Raw genomic sequence first — 14,511 nt, 5'->3', positions numbered from 1 at the left:
TCGATTTCTCGAGGTCGTCTTCGTTTCCACGAGGTGTCGCGCTTCACAAGTTTTGAACGTTTCCGATCAGTCCGTTAGGATGCCCGTCGTGACTTCTCCTGCTTCCCGCCACTACCGCTTTGCCGCCGTCTTCGCGCTCGCGCTGGCGTCGGTCGCGGCTGGGCATGGCCGTGCGCAGCAGCCGCCCATGCCGGGCGCGATGGCGCCGCCGGAGCGCGACGCGGGACGCAGCCGTGACTATGCCGGCAGTTCCCTGTCCGATGCGGTGCGCCGGGTGCAGCGGTCCACCGGCGGTCAGATCCTCGGCGCCGAGCGCGTGCCGTTCGACGGACGCGACATCAACCGCGTCAAGTACATGGACGGCCGTGGGCGGGTACGCTACATGGACGATCCGCAGCCTGGCCGTGCGGCACCGCCGCGGGCGCCGCGGTCGGGCGAGCCTCCCGAGCCACCACGCGACGATCACCCGTGAGTCCGGATAGTTCGGTTCAGGTTCCACACACCGCCCCGGCCACCGGCCACCTGTAAGTTACTAGGGAGAGTTCATGCGTATCCTTCTGGTCGAAGACGAAGCTCCGCTGCGAGAGACCCTGGCCGCTCGCCTGAAGCGCGAAGGCTTTGCGGTGGATGCGGCGCAGGACGGCGAGGAAGGCCTGTACATGGGCCGCGAAGTGCCCTTCGACGTGGGCATCATCGATCTCGGCCTGCCGAAGATGTCGGGCATGGAACTGATCAAGGCGCTGCGCGACGAAGGCAAGAAGTTTCCGGTGCTGATCCTCACCGCACGTTCCAGCTGGCAGGACAAGGTCGAAGGCCTCAAGCAGGGCGCCGACGATTATCTGGTCAAGCCGTTCCATGTCGAAGAGCTGCTGGCGCGCGTCAATGCGCTGCTGCGCCGCGCCGCCGGCTGGAGCAAGCCGACCCTGGAATGCGGTCCGGTCGCGCTGGACCTGGCGGCGCAGACCGTCAGCGTCAGCGGCAGCAACGTCGACCTGACCAGCTACGAGTACAAGGTACTTGAGTATTTGATGATGCATGCCGGCGAACTGGTCTCCAAGGCGGACCTGACCGAGCACATCTATCAGCAGGATTTCGACCGCGATTCCAACGTGCTCGAAGTGTTCATCGGCCGCCTGCGCAAGAAGCTGGACCCGGACGGCGAGTTGAAGCCGATCGAGACCGTGCGCGGCCGCGGCTACCGGTTCGCGATTCCGCGCACCGAAGGCTGATCGCAGGCGCCGGCGAGCACACCGAGGAAGCGACCGCGTGGCGGCACGACCCAGGTGGTACAAACGCTGGCGCCCGCGTTCCTTGCAGGCGCGCCAGCTGCTCGCCGCCAGCCTCAGCCTGCTGGCGTTCCTGGCCGCGGCCGGTTACGCGCTGGACCAGGCGTTCGCCGACACCGCGTTGAGCAACCTGCGCGAGCGCCTGAAGAGCTACGCCACCGCGTACGCCAACAACATCGACGTCGCCCGCGACGGATCGCTGTACATCAACAACGACAAGCCGCCGCCGGACCCGCATTTCGACCGGCCCGGCAGCGGCCTGTACGCGCAGATCGTGTTGCCCACCGAAGGCTGGATCTCGATGTCCAGCGAGGGCCCGCTGCCACCGCGCGGCGGCATGCTCGAGCCGCGCCAGGAAACCTTCGACGGGCCCTGGCCGATGACCCAGATCGACGGCAGCGAGGGCGAGGTCTACCGCTACGGCATCGGCCTGGCCTACGTGCGCCGCGACAAGGAAACCCCGGTCACCATCTACATCATGGAGGACACCCGCGCGCTGGGCGCGCAGCTGCGCGTGTTCCGCGGCCGGGTGTGGTTCAACCTCGGTGGCGCCGGCCTGATCCTGTTGGTGCTGCAGGCCTTCATCCTGCAATGGAGCCTGCGCCCGCTGCGCCGTGTGATCAACGAACTGACCAAGGTGCAGCGCGGCGAAGCCATGCGCATGGGCGATCGCCATCCGCGCGAGCTGGAACCGCTGACCGACAGCATCAACGCCTTCATCGAGAGCGAGCGCGAGAACCTGGACCGTCAGCGCAACACCCTGGCCGACCTGGCGCACAGCCTGAAGACGCCGCTGGCGGTGCTGCGCACCCAGCTCGACAGCGGCGCGCAGGGGCCGGAGCTGCGCGAAGAGCTGGACGTGCAGCTGCGGCGCATGAACAACCTGGTGTCGTATCAGTTGGCGCGCGCCGCCTCCAGCGGCCACAAGCTGTTCGCCGCGCCGTTGCCGATCGAGCCCAATGCCGAGGAGATCGTGCGCGGCCTGGAGAAGGTCTACGCGGCCAAGGGCGTGCTGTGCGAGTTCGACATCGAGCCGAGCGCGCGCTTCCATGGCGAGCCTGGCGACCTGCAGGAACTGCTCGGCAACCTGCTGGAGAATGCGTTCAAGTGGGCGCGCCGGCGGGTGCTGCTGAGCGTGCGCCCGGAACCGGCCGCCGGCAGCCGCCGCGCCGGCCTGATCATCTCGGTGGAGGACGACGGCCCCGGCATCGCCCCGGACGAGGTCGCGCACATCCTGCAGCGCGGCGTGCGCGGCGACGAGCGCGTGCACGGCCATGGCATCGGCCTGGCGATCGTGCAGGACCTGGTCAAGGGCTATCGCGGCGAACTGCAGGTCAGCCGCTCCGAGGAACTGGGCGGGGCGCGCTTCCTGGTCACCCTGCCGCCGGGATTTTGAGTCCAGCGGCGTCCCCGCGCTGGCTTGGGACCGACATCCCGCCGCGCAGCGGCCATGAGCACTGACAGACCGCACATGACGCTGCTGCGCCGCAGCAGCAGGTGAATCCCGTGCAAATGACCGGGAGGTTTCCGACAGTGGCTTAACGCGACCGGCGCACAGCTGGCGATACTGCGCCGGTCTTCACGCCGCTTTTCGTCCAGGAGCCTCGCATGTCCGCATCCCGGCATCGTCCTGCAGCAACGCGTCTGCGCGTGCGCGGCCGGCGTGTATTGCGCAACACCCAGCGACTGTTGTTGTCGTTGCTGCTGGTGCTGTTCACCGTCGGCGCCATCGCCGCTAGCGACAAGGTGATCAAGCGCGACGACGCGCGCTGGCTGCAGTCGATGACCCTCGGCCTGGACAGCGCCAGCGTGGCGCAGTTCGAGCACGACGGCCGCAAGCGTTTCCTGCGCGAGCAACTGCAGGCCGATACGGGCGATGCCGCGCTGCCGGCACCGGTGCGCGCGCAACTGGATGGCTATGAGGCGCTGCACACGCCGGTGCAGGAATTGCTCAAGCAGCAGGCTGCCGCACAGCAGGCGATCAAGGCGATGCCGGACGGCGATGCCAAGGTCGCGGCGAAGAAGGCCGCGCAACAGCGCGGCGATCTGCTGCTGAACCAGGCACGGCAGGCGCAGCTGCTGCGTGCGATCTACGCGCCGGACCAATTGCGCGAGCAGATGGTGTGGTTCTGGCTCAACCATTTCAGCGTGTTCGCCGACAAGGGCCGCCTGCACTGGACCGTGGCCGACTACGCCGACAACGCGATCCGCCCGCATGCGCTGGGCAAGTTCTCCGACCTGGTGATGGCGACGCTGCAGAGCCCGGCGATGCTGGAGTACCTGGACAACGCGCAGAACGCCAAGGGCAAGGTCAACGAGAACTACGCGCGCGAACTGATGGAGCTGCATACCCTCGGCGTCAACGCCGGCTACACGCAGAAGGACGTGCAGCAACTGGCGCTGATCCTCACCGGCGTCGGCATCGCGCCGGTCGACCGCGACGGGCCGCCGAAACTGCCGCCGGCGCTGCAGGCCCAGTATGTGCGCCGCGGCGCGTTCGAGTTCAATCCGGCACGGCACCAGCCCGGCGACAAGACCCTGCTCGGCCAGCGCATCGCCGGCGGCGGCTTCGACGAGGTCGAGCGCGCGGTGCAACTGATCGTGCGCCAGCCGGCGTGCGCGCACTTCATCTCGCGGCAGCTGGCCGAATACTTCGTCGCCGACGATCCGCCGCCGGCGCTGGTGGAGAAGATGGCGCGCACGTTCCAGCGCAGCGATGGCGACATCGCCGCGGTGCTGCAGGTGATGTTCACCGCACCGGAGATGGCGGCCGGCGCGCCGCACAAGTTCAAGGATCCGTACCGCTTCCTGGTCTCGGCGCTGCGCCTGGCCTACGACGGGCAGACCATCGTCAATCCGCAACCGTTGCTGGGCTGGTTGAATCAGATGGGCGAGCCGAGCTTCGGACGGATCACGCCCGATGGCTGGTCGCTGCAGTCCAGTGCCTGGAACAGTTCGGGGCAGATGGCACAGCGCTTCGAGATCGCGCGTGCGATCGGCAACGGCAACACCCAGCTGTTCACCGTCGACGGGCAGCAGCGCGGCGGTTTCCCGCAACTGAGCACGCCGCTGTACTACCACGCGATCGAGCCGCAACTGAGCGACACCACGCGCCAGGCGCTGGCGCAGGCGCGCTCGCAGCAGGAATGGAACGGCTACCTGCTGGCCTCGCCCGACTTCAATTACCGCTGACCGCGGCCTTCGCCGCACGGAGATCCGCCATGCACCGTCGCCGCTTCCTGCTCGCGTCCGCCGCCGCCGCGGCCAGCCTGCCGTTCGCCGGGCGCCTGTTCGCCGCGCCTGCGCCGTCGCCGCGCCTGTTGGTGGTGTTCCTGCGCGGCGGCTACGACTGCAACAACCTGCTGGTCCCGTACGCGAGCGATTTCTACTACGCCTCGCGGCCGAGCCTGGCGATCGCCAAGCCGGATCCGGCCAATCCCAACAGCGCCATTGCGCTGGACACCCAGTGGGGCCTGAATCCGCGGCTGCGCGACACGCTGATGCCGCTATGGAACGACAAGCAGCTGGCGTTCGTCCCGTTCGCCGGTACCGACGACCTGTCGCGCAGCCACTTCGAGACCCAGGACAGCATCGAGGCCGGGCAGCCGGCCGGGCAGCGCAGCGACTACCGCACCGGCTTCCTGGCGCGGCTGTCGCAGGTGGCCACCGGCACGCCGTCGATCGCCTTCACCGATTCGCTGCCGCTGAGCTTCCAGGGCGGCGGCGACATTCCCAATCTCTCGCTCAAGCGCAATCCGACCCCGGCCTTCGACCAGCGCCAGGCCGACATCCTCGCCCGCATGTACCACGGCACCCAGTTGGCCAGCGCCGCGCATGACGGCCTGGCGCTGCGCCAGCAGGTCTCGCGCGCGCTGCAGGACGAGATGCAGCAGGCCAACCGCGGCGCCGCCAGTGCGCGCACCTTCGCCGACGAGACCCGCCGCATCGCCACGCTGATGCGCGAGCGCTACCGGCTCGGGTTCGTCGACGTCGGCGGTTGGGACACGCACGTCAACCAGGGCAGCACCGACGGCGCGCTGGCCAACAACCTGGCCAACCTGTCCGAGGGGCTGTCGGCCTATGCCGAGGCGCTGGGACCGGAGTGGCGCAACACCGTGGTGGTGGTGCTGTCCGAGTTCGGCCGCACCTTCCGCGAGAACGGCGACAAGGGCACCGACCACGGCCACGGCACCACGTACTGGGTGCTGGGTGGCGGGGTCAACGGCGGCCGCATCGCTGGCGAGCAAGTCGCGGTGAGCAAGGACAAGCTGTTCCAGGACCGAGACTACCCGGTGCTGACCAACTACCGCGACATGTTCGCCGGCCTGCTCGGCCGCATGTGGGGCCTGTCGCCGACGCAGCTGCAGAAGGTATTCCCGCAGGCGCATGCGCGGGATTTGAAGTTGGTGTGATGCCTTTTCCGCGATGAAGGGATGCGGGAAATGTCCCGTAGGAGCGGCTTCAGCCGCGACAGGTACCGGAACGCCCCGTCGCGGCTGAAGCCGCTCCTTGTATCTGGACCTGGCGCCCTACGGGTGCACCGTGCGAGGGACTTCAGTCCCGACGCGTTACGCGCTCGACTCCTCATAACGCATGCTTTGTCGCGTTCATCGCGGCAAAGTCTTGAAGCAATGCATCAAGACGCGATCGCCACTCAGTCCGCGGCAAACGGAGAGCGACCGTAGAACCGCGCCAAGTGTGCAGCTACCTCCGGCATCGCGCGCTGCAGTCGCTCCGGCGCGGAGAAGTGATATTCGCTGACCACGGCGAAGAACTCTTCCGGCGCTTCGGCAGCGTAGGCGTCGATCTCGCTGGCGCCGCCGCGATCCACGCGCGCGCAGAAGGCGTCGTAACTGCGCTGGAAATCGTCGGCCCATTGCCGCTGCCACGCGCGCGGCAGCAGCGGCGTGCCGTCCAGGGCGCCGTCGAGCACGTCGAGCTTGTGCGCCATTTCGTGCACGGCCACGCAGTAGCCGGCGCGCGGATCGTCCAGGTCGGCCTGCACATCGGCCCACGACAGGATCAACGGGCCGCTGTCCCAGGACTCGCCGATCAGTTCGTCTTCCCACTCGTGCAGAACGCCGGCCGCATCGACATGGCTGCGTTGCACGCGGAACGCGTCCGGGTAGACCAGCAGTTGCGACCAGCCGCTCATGCCGCCGACGCCGTACTCCAGCAGCGGCAGGCAGCACAGCGCGGCGAGCAGGCCGCACTGCCGGGCATCCAGCTGCAGGCCGCCCAACGGCGAGATGGTCTTGCGGTGCAGGAATTCGCTGGCCAGCGCACGCAGGCGCTGCTCGCGCGGCGCATCCAGGGCCGCGACCCAGGCGCAGTCGCGGCGCACGGCCTGCCAGGTGGCGTCATCGATGGCGGCGGCGGGCGTCGACCACAGCCCGCGCAGCCAGCGTGGAATCAGCGGAACATCCCCGGCAGGAAGCTGTGCCACTTCGGCATGCGCATGCGCGGCACCAGGTCGCTGTCGCTGCCGCCACCCGTGGTGGTCGAGGCCGGCTTGGTGGAGGAGGGCGCATGCGTCGCCGGCGCACGCGTCGGCGCGCTGTCGGCATCGGGTGTGTCGCCGTAGGCGCAGTCGGTATGCGGCTTCTCCGCCAGCACATTGGACGCGTGGGCGGCGGCGAGTGGCAGCAGCAACAGGAGCAGGCAGGGCAGGGAACGGCGCATCGTCGGCATCCAGGGCGAGCGGCGGTGAATCCCGATTCTAACGCGGTTTTCACCGGCTGCAGGACCCCGGCCCTGGGCGCCCGGGGAGCGTTGCCGCATACTTTTCGGTTTACGAGGGTGCGCCGCGGCGCGCCCGGGGGCGAAACGAGGCGATGGAACCGGCGTTGGACGAGCGCGAACTGTTGGCCAGGCTCAGCAAGGGACCCCTGTCCGGCGACGCCCTGGCGCGCGCCTGCGGGTTGACCCGGGCGGCGGTGTGGAAGCGCATTCAGGCGCTGCGCGCGGCTGGGGTGGAGATCGAGGGCCGGGCCGGCGAGGGCTATGGACTGGCGCGGCCGCTGGAGTTGCTCGACGCCGCGGCGATCCGCGACGGACTCAGCGGGCCGGCGCGCGCCGAGTTGGCCGGGCTGGAGATCGCCTGGAGCCTGGTCTCCAGCAACACCACGCTGCTGCAGCGGCCGGCGCCGGCGCAGGGCAGCGAGGTCCTGCTGGCCGAGCGCCAGACCGGCGGGCGTGGCCGCCGTGGCCGGGTCTGGGCCTCGCCGCTGGCGGCGCATCTGTACCTGTCGGTGGCGCGCAGCTTCCAGGGTGGGCTGGGCCGGCTGGGCGGCCTGAGCCTGGCCGCCGGCGTGGCCGTGGCCGAAGCCCTGCGCGCGGCCGGCTTCGCCACGGTCGGGCTGAAGTGGCCGAACGACCTGCTGGCCGACGGGCGCAAGCTGGGCGGCCTGCTGGTGGAAGGTGGTGGCGAGTTCGCCGGGCCGGCGCGGGCGGTGATCGGCCTGGGCCTGAACGTGGCGATGCCGGCGGCCAGTGCCGCAGACATCGACCAGCCGTGGACCGACCTGACGCGGTTGGCCGGTGGCCCTGTGTCGCGCAACACGGTCGCCGCGGTGGTGCTGTCGCACCTGCTGCCGGCGCTGGCGCTGTTCGACGCCGAAGGGCTGGCGCCGTTCCTGCCGCGCTACGCCGCGCTGGATCTGCTTGCCGGGCGTGTCGTGCGCATCGACGACGGCGGCCAGGTGCGCGAAGGCACGGCCCTCGGGTTGGCCGAGGACGGCGCGCTGCGGGTGGCCTTCGCCGACGGCGAGCAGCCGGTGCATGCGGGCGATGTCAGCGTGAGGGCGGCATGAGCGACTGGCTGTTCGACCTGGGCAATTCCCGCTTCAAGTTCGCCGCGCTGGAACACGGGCAGGTGGGCGCGGTGCAGGCCTGGCCGCATGGCGCCGAAGCCATGGACGCGGCGGCGGTCGCGGCGCTGCCGCAGGGTGGTACCGCCTACGTGGCCAGCGTCGCCGCGCCGGCCCTGACCGCGACCGTACTGGAGGCGCTGCGCAGCCGCTTCGCGCAGGTGCAGGTGGTGCGCACCGAGGCTGCGTGCGCCGGGGTGCGGATCGCCTATGCGCGACCGCAGGCGTTCGGCGTGGACCGGTTCCTGGCCCTGCTTGCCGCGCATGGCGGCGGCGACGTGCTGGTGGTCGGCGTGGGAACGGCGCTGACCGTGGACCTGCTCGACCGCGATGGCCTGCATCGCGGCGGCCGCATCGCGCCGTCGCCGACCGTCATGCGCCAGGCCTTGCAGCAGAAGGCAGCGCAACTGCCGGCCGAAGGCGGCGATTACCAAGAGTTCGCCGCCGACACCGCCGACGCGCTGGCCTCCGGCTGCGATGGCGCCGCAGTGGCGCTGATCGAACGCAGTCTGCAGCAGGGCGAGGCCTTGCTTGGACGACGGCCGCGGCTGCTGCTGCATGGCGGCGGCGTGCCGCCGCTGTTGCACGCACTGCCGGTGGCCGAGCAGCGCCCGGCCTTGGTCCTGGACGGACTGGCGTTGTGGGCGCAGGCGCACGCCGTGGCCGGCTACCGCTGAGCGGCGCGGCGCTGGCGGTGGCGTGCAGCGCAGGCGCTGCGTCCAGGCGGTCACGTCCCACACGAACGCCGCTGTCTCTCCCAATGTGCATCGCACGCTCTAGAATCCGGCCATGCTCGTTCGCGCCCTGCTCGTCGTCCTGACCATCCTCAACCTCGGCGTCGCGGTGTGGTGGGCGATGCAGCCGCCCACCCCGCCGGCGGTGCCGATGCCGGCCGTGCCGGCCGGGGTGGCGACGCTGCAACTGGTCAACGAGGCGCCGGCACCGGCCGCGGCGCCGCCCCTGCCGGCGGCCGCGCCTGTCGCCGTGCCAGCCGATGCGCAGGACGACACCGCCGTCGCTGCCGATGCGACCGAATCTGCCCCTGCACCGGCCAGTACCCAGGCGGCCACCCCGGCCGCCGCGCCAACGCCACCCGCTGCCGCCCCTGCGCCCGCCCCCACCCAGGCCCAGGCCGATCCTGCGGCCAAGCCCGCCGCCGACGCGGCGGTGTGCCTGAGCGTGGGGCCGTACCCTGACCGCGATGCCGCCCAGGCGGCCATCGCAACCTTGGCTTCGGGAGCGCCGCGTCCGCGCCTGCGCGAGGACGCCGACAGCGGTGCCACCAGCTTCCGCGTGCTGCTGCCGACCATCGGCGGCGAGGATGGCCTCAGGCAGGCCACCGAGCGCATCGTCGCCGCCGGCATCCGCGACTATTACCCGTTGCGCCAGGGCGATGCCGGCAATGCCATCGCCCTGGGCCAGTACCGCAGCCGCGAGGGGGCCGAGCGCCGCCGCGCGGAGCTGGCCCGTGCCGGCTTCAACGCCGACCTGATCCCCAGCGGCGGCGACGGCCAGTCGCGTTGGTGGCTGGACCTGCGCGCCGGCTCCGCGGCGCAGGCCGCCGCCCTGCGCCGCCAGCTCGGCGCGGCGCGCCAGCGCACCGTGGACTGCGCCACGCTGCGTTAGAATGCCGCGCCTGCCGGTGTTCAGCGCCTCGCCGCAAGACGTGTCGAGGCTCGCGCCAGCAGGTAGACTGCCTCGGGCCCGCCCGCGGGTGTCGTGCACCTTGCCGCTTTAGCTCAGTCGGTAGAGCAACTGTCTTGTAAACAGTAGGTCATCCGTTCGATTCGGATAAGCGGCACCATCCCCGCCTTTTCGGCGACTCCCTAGCCCCCCCCCGTATTGTCACAAAGTCGCACCAAATCAGCGGCTTACGAGTTCTGGCGTTTCCTGTGGCGGCCCGCCTTGCCCCGTGCTGAAAGGCACACGGGCACACGGAAAGGCACAAAATGGGGTCATGGCATCCATCCGACCCCAGGGCAATCGATACCGCGCGTTCGTCAAAGTTGACGGCCGCCGCGCAACTAAGGTTTTCGACACGAAGCGCGCAGCGCTCGCCTGGGCGCAGGAGCAGGAGGGGTTGCTCAGCGGCAAGGAACTGCCCGACAAGACACTAGAAGAGGCGTTTACGAAGTACGCCGACGAGGTGACCCCCAGCAAGCGGGGTGGCCGCTGGGATCGCATCCGCATTGACCGATTCAAGCGCGAGGACAAAATCGCAAAGCGCCGGCTATTGGGCCTGTCTGCAAACGACCTGGCAGCGTGGCGCGATGCGCGGTTGAAGCAGGTCAAGCCAAGCACAGTAGCCCGCGAGATGAACTTGATTGCCGCGGTGCTGGAGGTGGCCCGGCGGGAATGGGGCTGGCTAAAAGAAAGCCCGATGCGCGACGTGCGCCAGCCCAAGAAGCCGAAAGGGCGCGCGCGCCGGATCTCGGCTGAAGAAGTGGAGGCGCTTGCAAGAGCGTTCGACGTGTGGGACTCGCTAAAGGCCGAGACCAAGCGCCACCGCATCGGCCTCGCTTTCCTGTTCGCCCTAGAAACCGCGATGCGCTCGGGGGAAATCTGCGCGCTGCGATGGCCGGATGTGCATCTGGAAGAGCGCTACGTCACCGTTAGGGATAGCAAGAACGGCGACAGCCGCGATGTCCCGCTGACGATGCGAGCAGTGCAGATCCTACGTGCGCTTCCGTTGAGCTTCGGGCCAGCGTTTGGGCTGGATGCCGCGAAGCGTGATGGCTTGTTCCGCAAGGTCCGCGACAGTATTGCCAGCATCAAGAATCTGCATTTCCACGACACGCGTGCAGAGGCAATTTGGCGGCTATCGAAGAAGCTGGATATCCTAGAACTAGCCCGAGTGATCGGACATCGCAACCTGTCCAGCCTCCTGATCTACTATCGCGCCACCGCGGCAGAGCTTGCTAAGAAGCTCGCCTGATCCTGGACTCGTCTTCAGCCCACAGCACTACGTCCGATCGCTTCCACAGCTTTTTCGCACCGATGCTCATGGGCTTGGGGAAGCTGGGGCGCACAGCGACACGCTCAAGAAAAGCGCGCCGGTTCACTGTGCCTTTGCGGGTGGTAAGCCCCAGGATGAACGCGCATGCGTCGGCGTTTAGCCACTCCGCATCCCGGGCCATCGCAGCGATGGTGCCAACGTCAATCGAAGTTTCGTTGCTCATGGCTGCGCCTCACTAGCTCCCGTCAGCATGTCTCGCAGTTCCGCGGTGTGGCGACGCACCTTTGCCGCAGCTTGCGCAGGCGTCAGTACGCCCCTCCGCACGCGATCGAACAGGTTTTCGGCGATGACATCCAGTACGCCAAGGGCGCGTTCGGAGGCCGCGTCGTAGCCCGGGACTAGGCCGTCTTCAATCGCTATGGCCACTGCTTCCTCGCCACCTTCTAGCCACGACGGGCGGGCCAGTTGTCCGGTAGTTCGTTCAACCGTCGAACTGATCGCACGCAGCGCTTCCAGCGAGTCGGCCGCACGTTCCAGCAGGTCGGCAGCAGTCAGGTCGGTGGACAGCGCTTCACCCCTGGGGAACAATGGCTTGCGCAGGGTCGCCGCGGCCGAACGCAATTCGTTGATGAGTTCCGTGGTCATGCGATTCTCCGAATCTGAGCAGCGGACTCGGCCATGCCGAGAATGCGGAAGTCCTGGGGCGGCTTGAAGTCGTGTTGCGGTGCCGATCCGCTGAACATCACCATCCCATCCGGCCCGTCGCGAAGGTAGCGGACCAACTGCCGCCCGTTGAGTTCGACCGCATAGAGGCCGTCGGCGACGAAGCTGGTGACGGCTAGGTTCACCAGCAGCACGTCCCCGGGCATGTAGCGCGGGGCGTTCGCGGTGTCCTGCACCAGCACATGGGCGTAATTCCCCTCGGGCAGCGGGAAAAGCGCGGAAGGGTGCGCCGTCAGCCCGCAGTCGCCCATCGGATCAGCGCTCGGCGGCATCACGGCGACCAACTCTATCGCGAGCGCTTTCAGTTCGTGCTTGGAAAGAGCCATCACTTGGCACCCCCGTTGTTGGTCCGGGCAGCGCGCGCTAGCCACATGTTGTAATCACCGTCGTTGCAGTCTTTCAAGAACTGCTTAGCCTTGTTCAATGCGGTTCGCTGGGTGATCGGCTTTTCGATGATGTCGGCGGCGTCCCTATAGTTCTTGGCAAGCAGCCTGGCCGCCGCCGAGTGTTGGCCGCGATACTCCGATTCCGCCGCCTTCTCCCTCGCCAGTTTGTCGCGTGCGATCACACGTGCCATAGCGGTGGCCCGCTTGGCGATGGCTTCGGGGCTGTATTTGCGCTCGCGGCGGCGCCGTGCGGCGTCGAGCATCTTGGACGGGAAGCCAAGCGGCACTACTTCGTCTATGAAATCTTCTGTCGCCGTCGAAAACCAATGTGCACCGCGCAACTGGTGGTAGTAGGCTTCTTGGAAAATCCAGGGCGCCCCGGTCTCTGCCGGTTCATCTTTACAGGCTTGCCAACCAAGCTCCTGCGCGCGTTGCAAAAGCGCGGCCGGATCTCCCTTGATCGTCTCCACCACCAGTGCTCCGGCTTCGTCGTGGTAGCAGAGCCGGAACGTATCGCCTTGGTGCTGCGCCAGCCATTCGAGATGGTCGAGTTGGAAGGAAACCAGCGTGCGAATGCTGATGCCGGAGGCCGCCAACTTGTCGATCGGGTCGATAGCGCTCATGCAGCTTCTCCCACACGCTGTTCGCTGATTGCCGCCAGCAGCTTTTCTGCATCGCAGCCGGCATCAAAGCCGAGCCTTGCCAAGGTGGAGATGCTTTGTTCCAGCATGTCATTAGCTGCGCGGGTGGTGAAGGCATCGCAGACTGCGTGCATCAACCTCATTCTCTCTTGCAGTTCGTCCCATTGGGCCACGGTCATGCCGTAGACCGGCTTTTCCTGTACGCTATCGTTCGCCATGTGGTTCTCCTGAGTCTTGGTCGATTACGGGGATTTGGCAGACGGCTCGGGCGCGCCAACGCTCGGGCCGTCATCGTTTTGGGGTGCTGCGAAATTGCGTTCGCGGTCGATTGCCATGCTGCTGGGGGCTCGCACATGCAGCACCGCGCGGCCGCGGTAGGCATAGTGAATCTCCACCGTGATGTCGTTGCCGATGGACACGGTGGTTCCCGCTGTCGCTGACATCACGACCGGCTTGCGCGTGCGCGTAGGAATTTCCCTACTCATAAATCCGGTTTCCTCGGGACGTTGTGTAATGTGAAAATGCAAAAGTGGGGAGAGTCGTCGTTATCGGCGAGCGGGCGCGAGGGAAGGGATGGTGCCGTGCGCCAATTCAATTTCCCAGGGCCTCAAAAGGGGCATCCACGATGCCAAAGCGCAACGCCAGCATCCTGGCGCGGTGGGCAGTGGTCATTGGGTTCCCGTAGTAGAGACGCTCCCGGATCGCGCGCTGCGCGCGCTCGGCGATCTCCTGGGTGATCCAGTCGGATTCTCTGTATCGCTCGATCAGCGCTGAGGCGTGATCGATGGTGATAGTGCTGGTGCCGCTCATTGCCTCTCCCAGCAGCCGGGCGATCCGGCGCTATGGGGAGAGTGTCAGTCTACTAACAGAACAAGTCAACACTCTGACAGTCGCGGATGTCAGTATGCTTACTCCATTAAGCAAAAATTCATCTTATCCCAGGCGCTCCAGCTTCGTGATCAAGTGAGCCTTGCCGATCACTTTCATACCTTCATTTGCTGGAAAGGCCGGATACAGTGCAGCGTTTGCGCTCACGACATAGACCGAGTCGCCGCGATCTTGAAGCGCTTTTAGTTGCCTGCCAGATCCAAGGTCGATCAGGTAGATACCATCACCCTCAAAGGCATTGATGCCTGTATCCACGAGCACCATCGTGCCAGGGTCAACCTTCGGAGCCATTGAGTCGCCGCTCGCGGTCACGAGCTTCAGACGACCAGGCTGCGGGACATGGCCCAGCAAAGATCTCAAGTACGTCTCGCTTACATCGATCGAACTTATCGGCTCGGCATCACGGCCTTGGATGAACGCCCACAACGGGTCGCTAAAGCGTATGTGTTCAACCCGATACATGCCTTCAAGCCACTTTTTGGGCCTGATGTAGTTACTAGGACCGTCTTCATCGGTTTTGCCAAGAAGCCACGCAGGACTTACGTCATACGCTTCGGCCGCAGCGAGCAGGTAGGCGCCACCAATCGATTTCGCTATGCCAGCTTCCCAAGAAATGATCAGCGGTCGTGAGCAGCCAATCTTCTTGGCCGCCTCTTGCATCGAGAGTCCCGCATTGAGCCTCGCTTCCTTGAAGCGATACCAGGGGAGGGGGGTTTGAGTAGTCATGTCAGTGAGCTTACCAAAGCCGTCTGTCAGTGTATT

19 protein-coding genes and 1 tRNA gene are annotated in these 14,511 nt (G+C 67.1%); 10 read left to right on the top strand and 10 right to left on the bottom strand.

The window, feature by feature from the left end:
• The first annotated feature begins 88 nt into the window (after positions 1-88).
• From QN245_RS20370 to QN245_RS20350, 5 genes are all read left to right on the top strand, one after another.
• Complete coding sequence (locus QN245_RS20370; RefSeq protein ID WP_167088048.1) at positions 89-472, top strand: hypothetical protein; 384 nt, start codon at positions 89-91, stop codon at positions 470-472.
• 73 nt (positions 473-545) lie between these two features.
• The gene (locus tag QN245_RS20365) at positions 546-1,229 is read left to right on the top strand and encodes a response regulator transcription factor (protein ID WP_003469280.1); all 684 of its coding nucleotides are present in this window, start codon (positions 546-548) and stop codon (positions 1,227-1,229) included.
• Between the two features lie 82 nt (positions 1,230-1,311).
• Positions 1,312-2,682 (top strand): ATP-binding protein, encoded by a 1,371-nt coding sequence (locus QN245_RS20360; RefSeq protein WP_184449833.1) that lies wholly within the window; start codon positions 1,312-1,314, stop codon positions 2,680-2,682.
• A gap of 212 nt (positions 2,683-2,894) precedes the next feature.
• Entirely contained in the window at positions 2,895-4,478 is a 1,584-nt protein-coding gene (locus QN245_RS20355; protein WP_317844081.1) for a DUF1800 domain-containing protein, read from the top strand.
• Between the two features lie 29 nt (positions 4,479-4,507).
• Positions 4,508-5,698 (top strand): DUF1501 domain-containing protein, encoded by a 1,191-nt coding sequence (locus tag QN245_RS20350; protein ID WP_317844080.1) that lies wholly within the window; start codon positions 4,508-4,510, stop codon positions 5,696-5,698.
• Positions 5,699-5,940: 242 nt separating this feature from the next.
• Here QN245_RS20350 and QN245_RS20345 read toward each other — a convergent pair whose 3' ends face one another.
• Positions 5,941-6,732 carry a M90 family metallopeptidase gene (locus tag QN245_RS20345; RefSeq protein ID WP_317844079.1) on the bottom strand — a complete coding sequence of 264 codons (792 nt, stop codon included), beginning with the start codon at positions 6,730-6,732 and terminating at the stop codon, positions 5,941-5,943.
• Complete coding sequence (locus tag QN245_RS20340) at positions 6,699-6,977, bottom strand: hypothetical protein (RefSeq protein WP_160968473.1); 279 nt, start codon at positions 6,975-6,977, stop codon at positions 6,699-6,701. The genes QN245_RS20345 and QN245_RS20340 overlap by 34 nt, the downstream gene beginning before the upstream one ends.
• A 143-nt stretch (positions 6,978-7,120) precedes the next feature.
• Here QN245_RS20340 and birA point away from each other — a divergent pair, with 143 nt between their 5' ends.
• The 5 genes from birA to QN245_RS20315 all read left to right on the top strand — a co-directional run bounded on the left by birA (position 7,121) and on the right by QN245_RS20315 (position 11,090).
• Positions 7,121-8,098, top strand: coding sequence for a bifunctional biotin--[acetyl-CoA-carboxylase] ligase/biotin operon repressor BirA (gene birA / locus QN245_RS20335; RefSeq protein ID WP_317844078.1), 978 nt, complete (start codon positions 7,121-7,123; stop codon positions 8,096-8,098).
• Positions 8,095-8,832: a type III pantothenate kinase gene (locus QN245_RS20330; RefSeq protein ID WP_317844077.1), complete on the top strand. Its 738-nt coding sequence runs from the start codon at positions 8,095-8,097 to the stop codon at positions 8,830-8,832. Before birA ends, QN245_RS20330 begins: the two co-directional genes overlap by 4 nt.
• Before the next feature lie 112 nt (positions 8,833-8,944).
• Positions 8,945-9,781 (top strand): SPOR domain-containing protein, encoded by an 837-nt coding sequence (locus tag QN245_RS20325; protein ID WP_317844076.1) that lies wholly within the window; start codon positions 8,945-8,947, stop codon positions 9,779-9,781.
• Positions 9,782-9,883: 102 nt separating this feature from the next.
• Positions 9,884-9,959, top strand: a tRNA-Thr gene (locus QN245_RS20320).
• A 153-nt stretch (positions 9,960-10,112) separates the two neighbouring features.
• Entirely contained in the window at positions 10,113-11,090 is a 978-nt protein-coding gene (locus QN245_RS20315; RefSeq protein WP_317844075.1) for a tyrosine-type recombinase/integrase, read from the top strand.
• Here the strand turns inward: QN245_RS20315 and QN245_RS20310 are convergent.
• The 8 genes from QN245_RS20310 to QN245_RS20275 form a co-directional block, all read right to left on the bottom strand.
• Positions 11,074-11,334, bottom strand: a complete 261-nt coding sequence (locus QN245_RS20310) for a hypothetical protein (protein ID WP_317844074.1) — start codon at positions 11,332-11,334, stop codon at positions 11,074-11,076. The two genes, QN245_RS20315 and QN245_RS20310, sit on opposite strands and share 17 nt — an antisense overlap.
• The gene (locus QN245_RS20305; protein WP_317844073.1) at positions 11,331-11,756 is read right to left on the bottom strand and encodes a hypothetical protein; all 426 of its coding nucleotides are present in this window, start codon (positions 11,754-11,756) and stop codon (positions 11,331-11,333) included. The genes QN245_RS20310 and QN245_RS20305 overlap by 4 nt, the downstream gene beginning before the upstream one ends.
• On the bottom strand, positions 11,753-12,160 hold the full coding sequence (locus QN245_RS20300; RefSeq protein WP_317844072.1) for a S24 family peptidase: 408 nt from the start codon (positions 12,158-12,160) through the stop codon (positions 11,753-11,755). Before QN245_RS20300 ends, QN245_RS20305 begins: the two co-directional genes overlap by 4 nt.
• A complete protein-coding gene (locus tag QN245_RS20295; protein WP_317844071.1) occupies positions 12,160-12,843 on the bottom strand; it encodes a hypothetical protein in 684 nt (227 codons plus the stop codon). The genes QN245_RS20300 and QN245_RS20295 overlap by 1 nt, the downstream gene beginning before the upstream one ends.
• A complete protein-coding gene (locus QN245_RS20290) occupies positions 12,840-13,079 on the bottom strand; it encodes a hypothetical protein (RefSeq protein ID WP_317844070.1) in 240 nt (79 codons plus the stop codon). Before QN245_RS20290 ends, QN245_RS20295 begins: the two co-directional genes overlap by 4 nt.
• Positions 13,080-13,103: 24 nt before the next feature.
• Positions 13,104-13,280: a hypothetical protein gene (locus QN245_RS20285; protein ID WP_317844069.1), complete on the bottom strand. Its 177-nt coding sequence runs from the start codon at positions 13,278-13,280 to the stop codon at positions 13,104-13,106.
• Positions 13,281-13,452: 172 nt separating this feature from the next.
• Positions 13,453-13,671, bottom strand: a complete 219-nt coding sequence (locus tag QN245_RS20280; protein WP_317844068.1) for a hypothetical protein — start codon at positions 13,669-13,671, stop codon at positions 13,453-13,455.
• Positions 13,672-13,794: 123 nt separating this feature from the next.
• On the bottom strand, positions 13,795-14,475 hold the full coding sequence (locus QN245_RS20275; RefSeq protein ID WP_317844067.1) for a S24 family peptidase: 681 nt from the start codon (positions 14,473-14,475) through the stop codon (positions 13,795-13,797).
• Between the last annotated feature and the right edge of the window lie 36 nt (positions 14,476-14,511).

Source organism: Xanthomonas rydalmerensis, from assembly GCF_033170385.1.
GTDB lineage: Bacteria > Pseudomonadota > Gammaproteobacteria > Xanthomonadales > Xanthomonadaceae > Xanthomonas_A > Xanthomonas_A rydalmerensis.
The sequence above is the reverse complement of the archived record's forward strand: the minus strand, read 5'-3'. Positions and strand labels throughout refer to the sequence as shown.

Coding starts and splice junctions, on each gene's coding strand:
- QN245_RS20330 (WP_317844077.1), top strand. CDS start 8,095: ATGAGCGACTGGCTGTTCGACCTGGGCAATTCCCGCTTCAAGTTCGCC.
- QN245_RS20350 (WP_317844080.1), top strand. CDS start 4,508: ATGCACCGTCGCCGCTTCCTGCTCGCGTCCGCCGCCGCCGCGGCCAGC.
- QN245_RS20300 (WP_317844072.1), bottom strand. CDS start 12,160: ATGGCTCTTTCCAAGCACGAACTGAAAGCGCTCGCGATAGAGTTGGTC.
- QN245_RS20325 (WP_317844076.1), top strand. CDS start 8,945: ATGCTCGTTCGCGCCCTGCTCGTCGTCCTGACCATCCTCAACCTCGGC.
- QN245_RS20280 (WP_317844068.1), bottom strand. CDS start 13,671: ATGAGCGGCACCAGCACTATCACCATCGATCACGCCTCAGCGCTGATC.
- QN245_RS20340 (WP_160968473.1), bottom strand. CDS start 6,977: ATGCCGACGATGCGCCGTTCCCTGCCCTGCCTGCTCCTGTTGCTGCTG.
- QN245_RS20290 (WP_317844070.1), bottom strand. CDS start 13,079: ATGGCGAACGATAGCGTACAGGAAAAGCCGGTCTACGGCATGACCGTG.
- QN245_RS20295 (WP_317844071.1), bottom strand. CDS start 12,843: ATGAGCGCTATCGACCCGATCGACAAGTTGGCGGCCTCCGGCATCAGC.
- birA (WP_317844078.1), top strand. CDS start 7,121: ATGGAACCGGCGTTGGACGAGCGCGAACTGTTGGCCAGGCTCAGCAAG.
- QN245_RS20310 (WP_317844074.1), bottom strand. CDS start 11,334: ATGAGCAACGAAACTTCGATTGACGTTGGCACCATCGCTGCGATGGCC.
- QN245_RS20305 (WP_317844073.1), bottom strand. CDS start 11,756: ATGACCACGGAACTCATCAACGAATTGCGTTCGGCCGCGGCGACCCTG.
- QN245_RS20275 (WP_317844067.1), bottom strand. CDS start 14,475: ATGACTACTCAAACCCCCCTCCCCTGGTATCGCTTCAAGGAAGCGAGG.
- QN245_RS20315 (WP_317844075.1), top strand. CDS start 10,113: ATGGCATCCATCCGACCCCAGGGCAATCGATACCGCGCGTTCGTCAAA.
- QN245_RS20355 (WP_317844081.1), top strand. CDS start 2,895: ATGTCCGCATCCCGGCATCGTCCTGCAGCAACGCGTCTGCGCGTGCGC.
- QN245_RS20365 (WP_003469280.1), top strand. CDS start 546: ATGCGTATCCTTCTGGTCGAAGACGAAGCTCCGCTGCGAGAGACCCTG.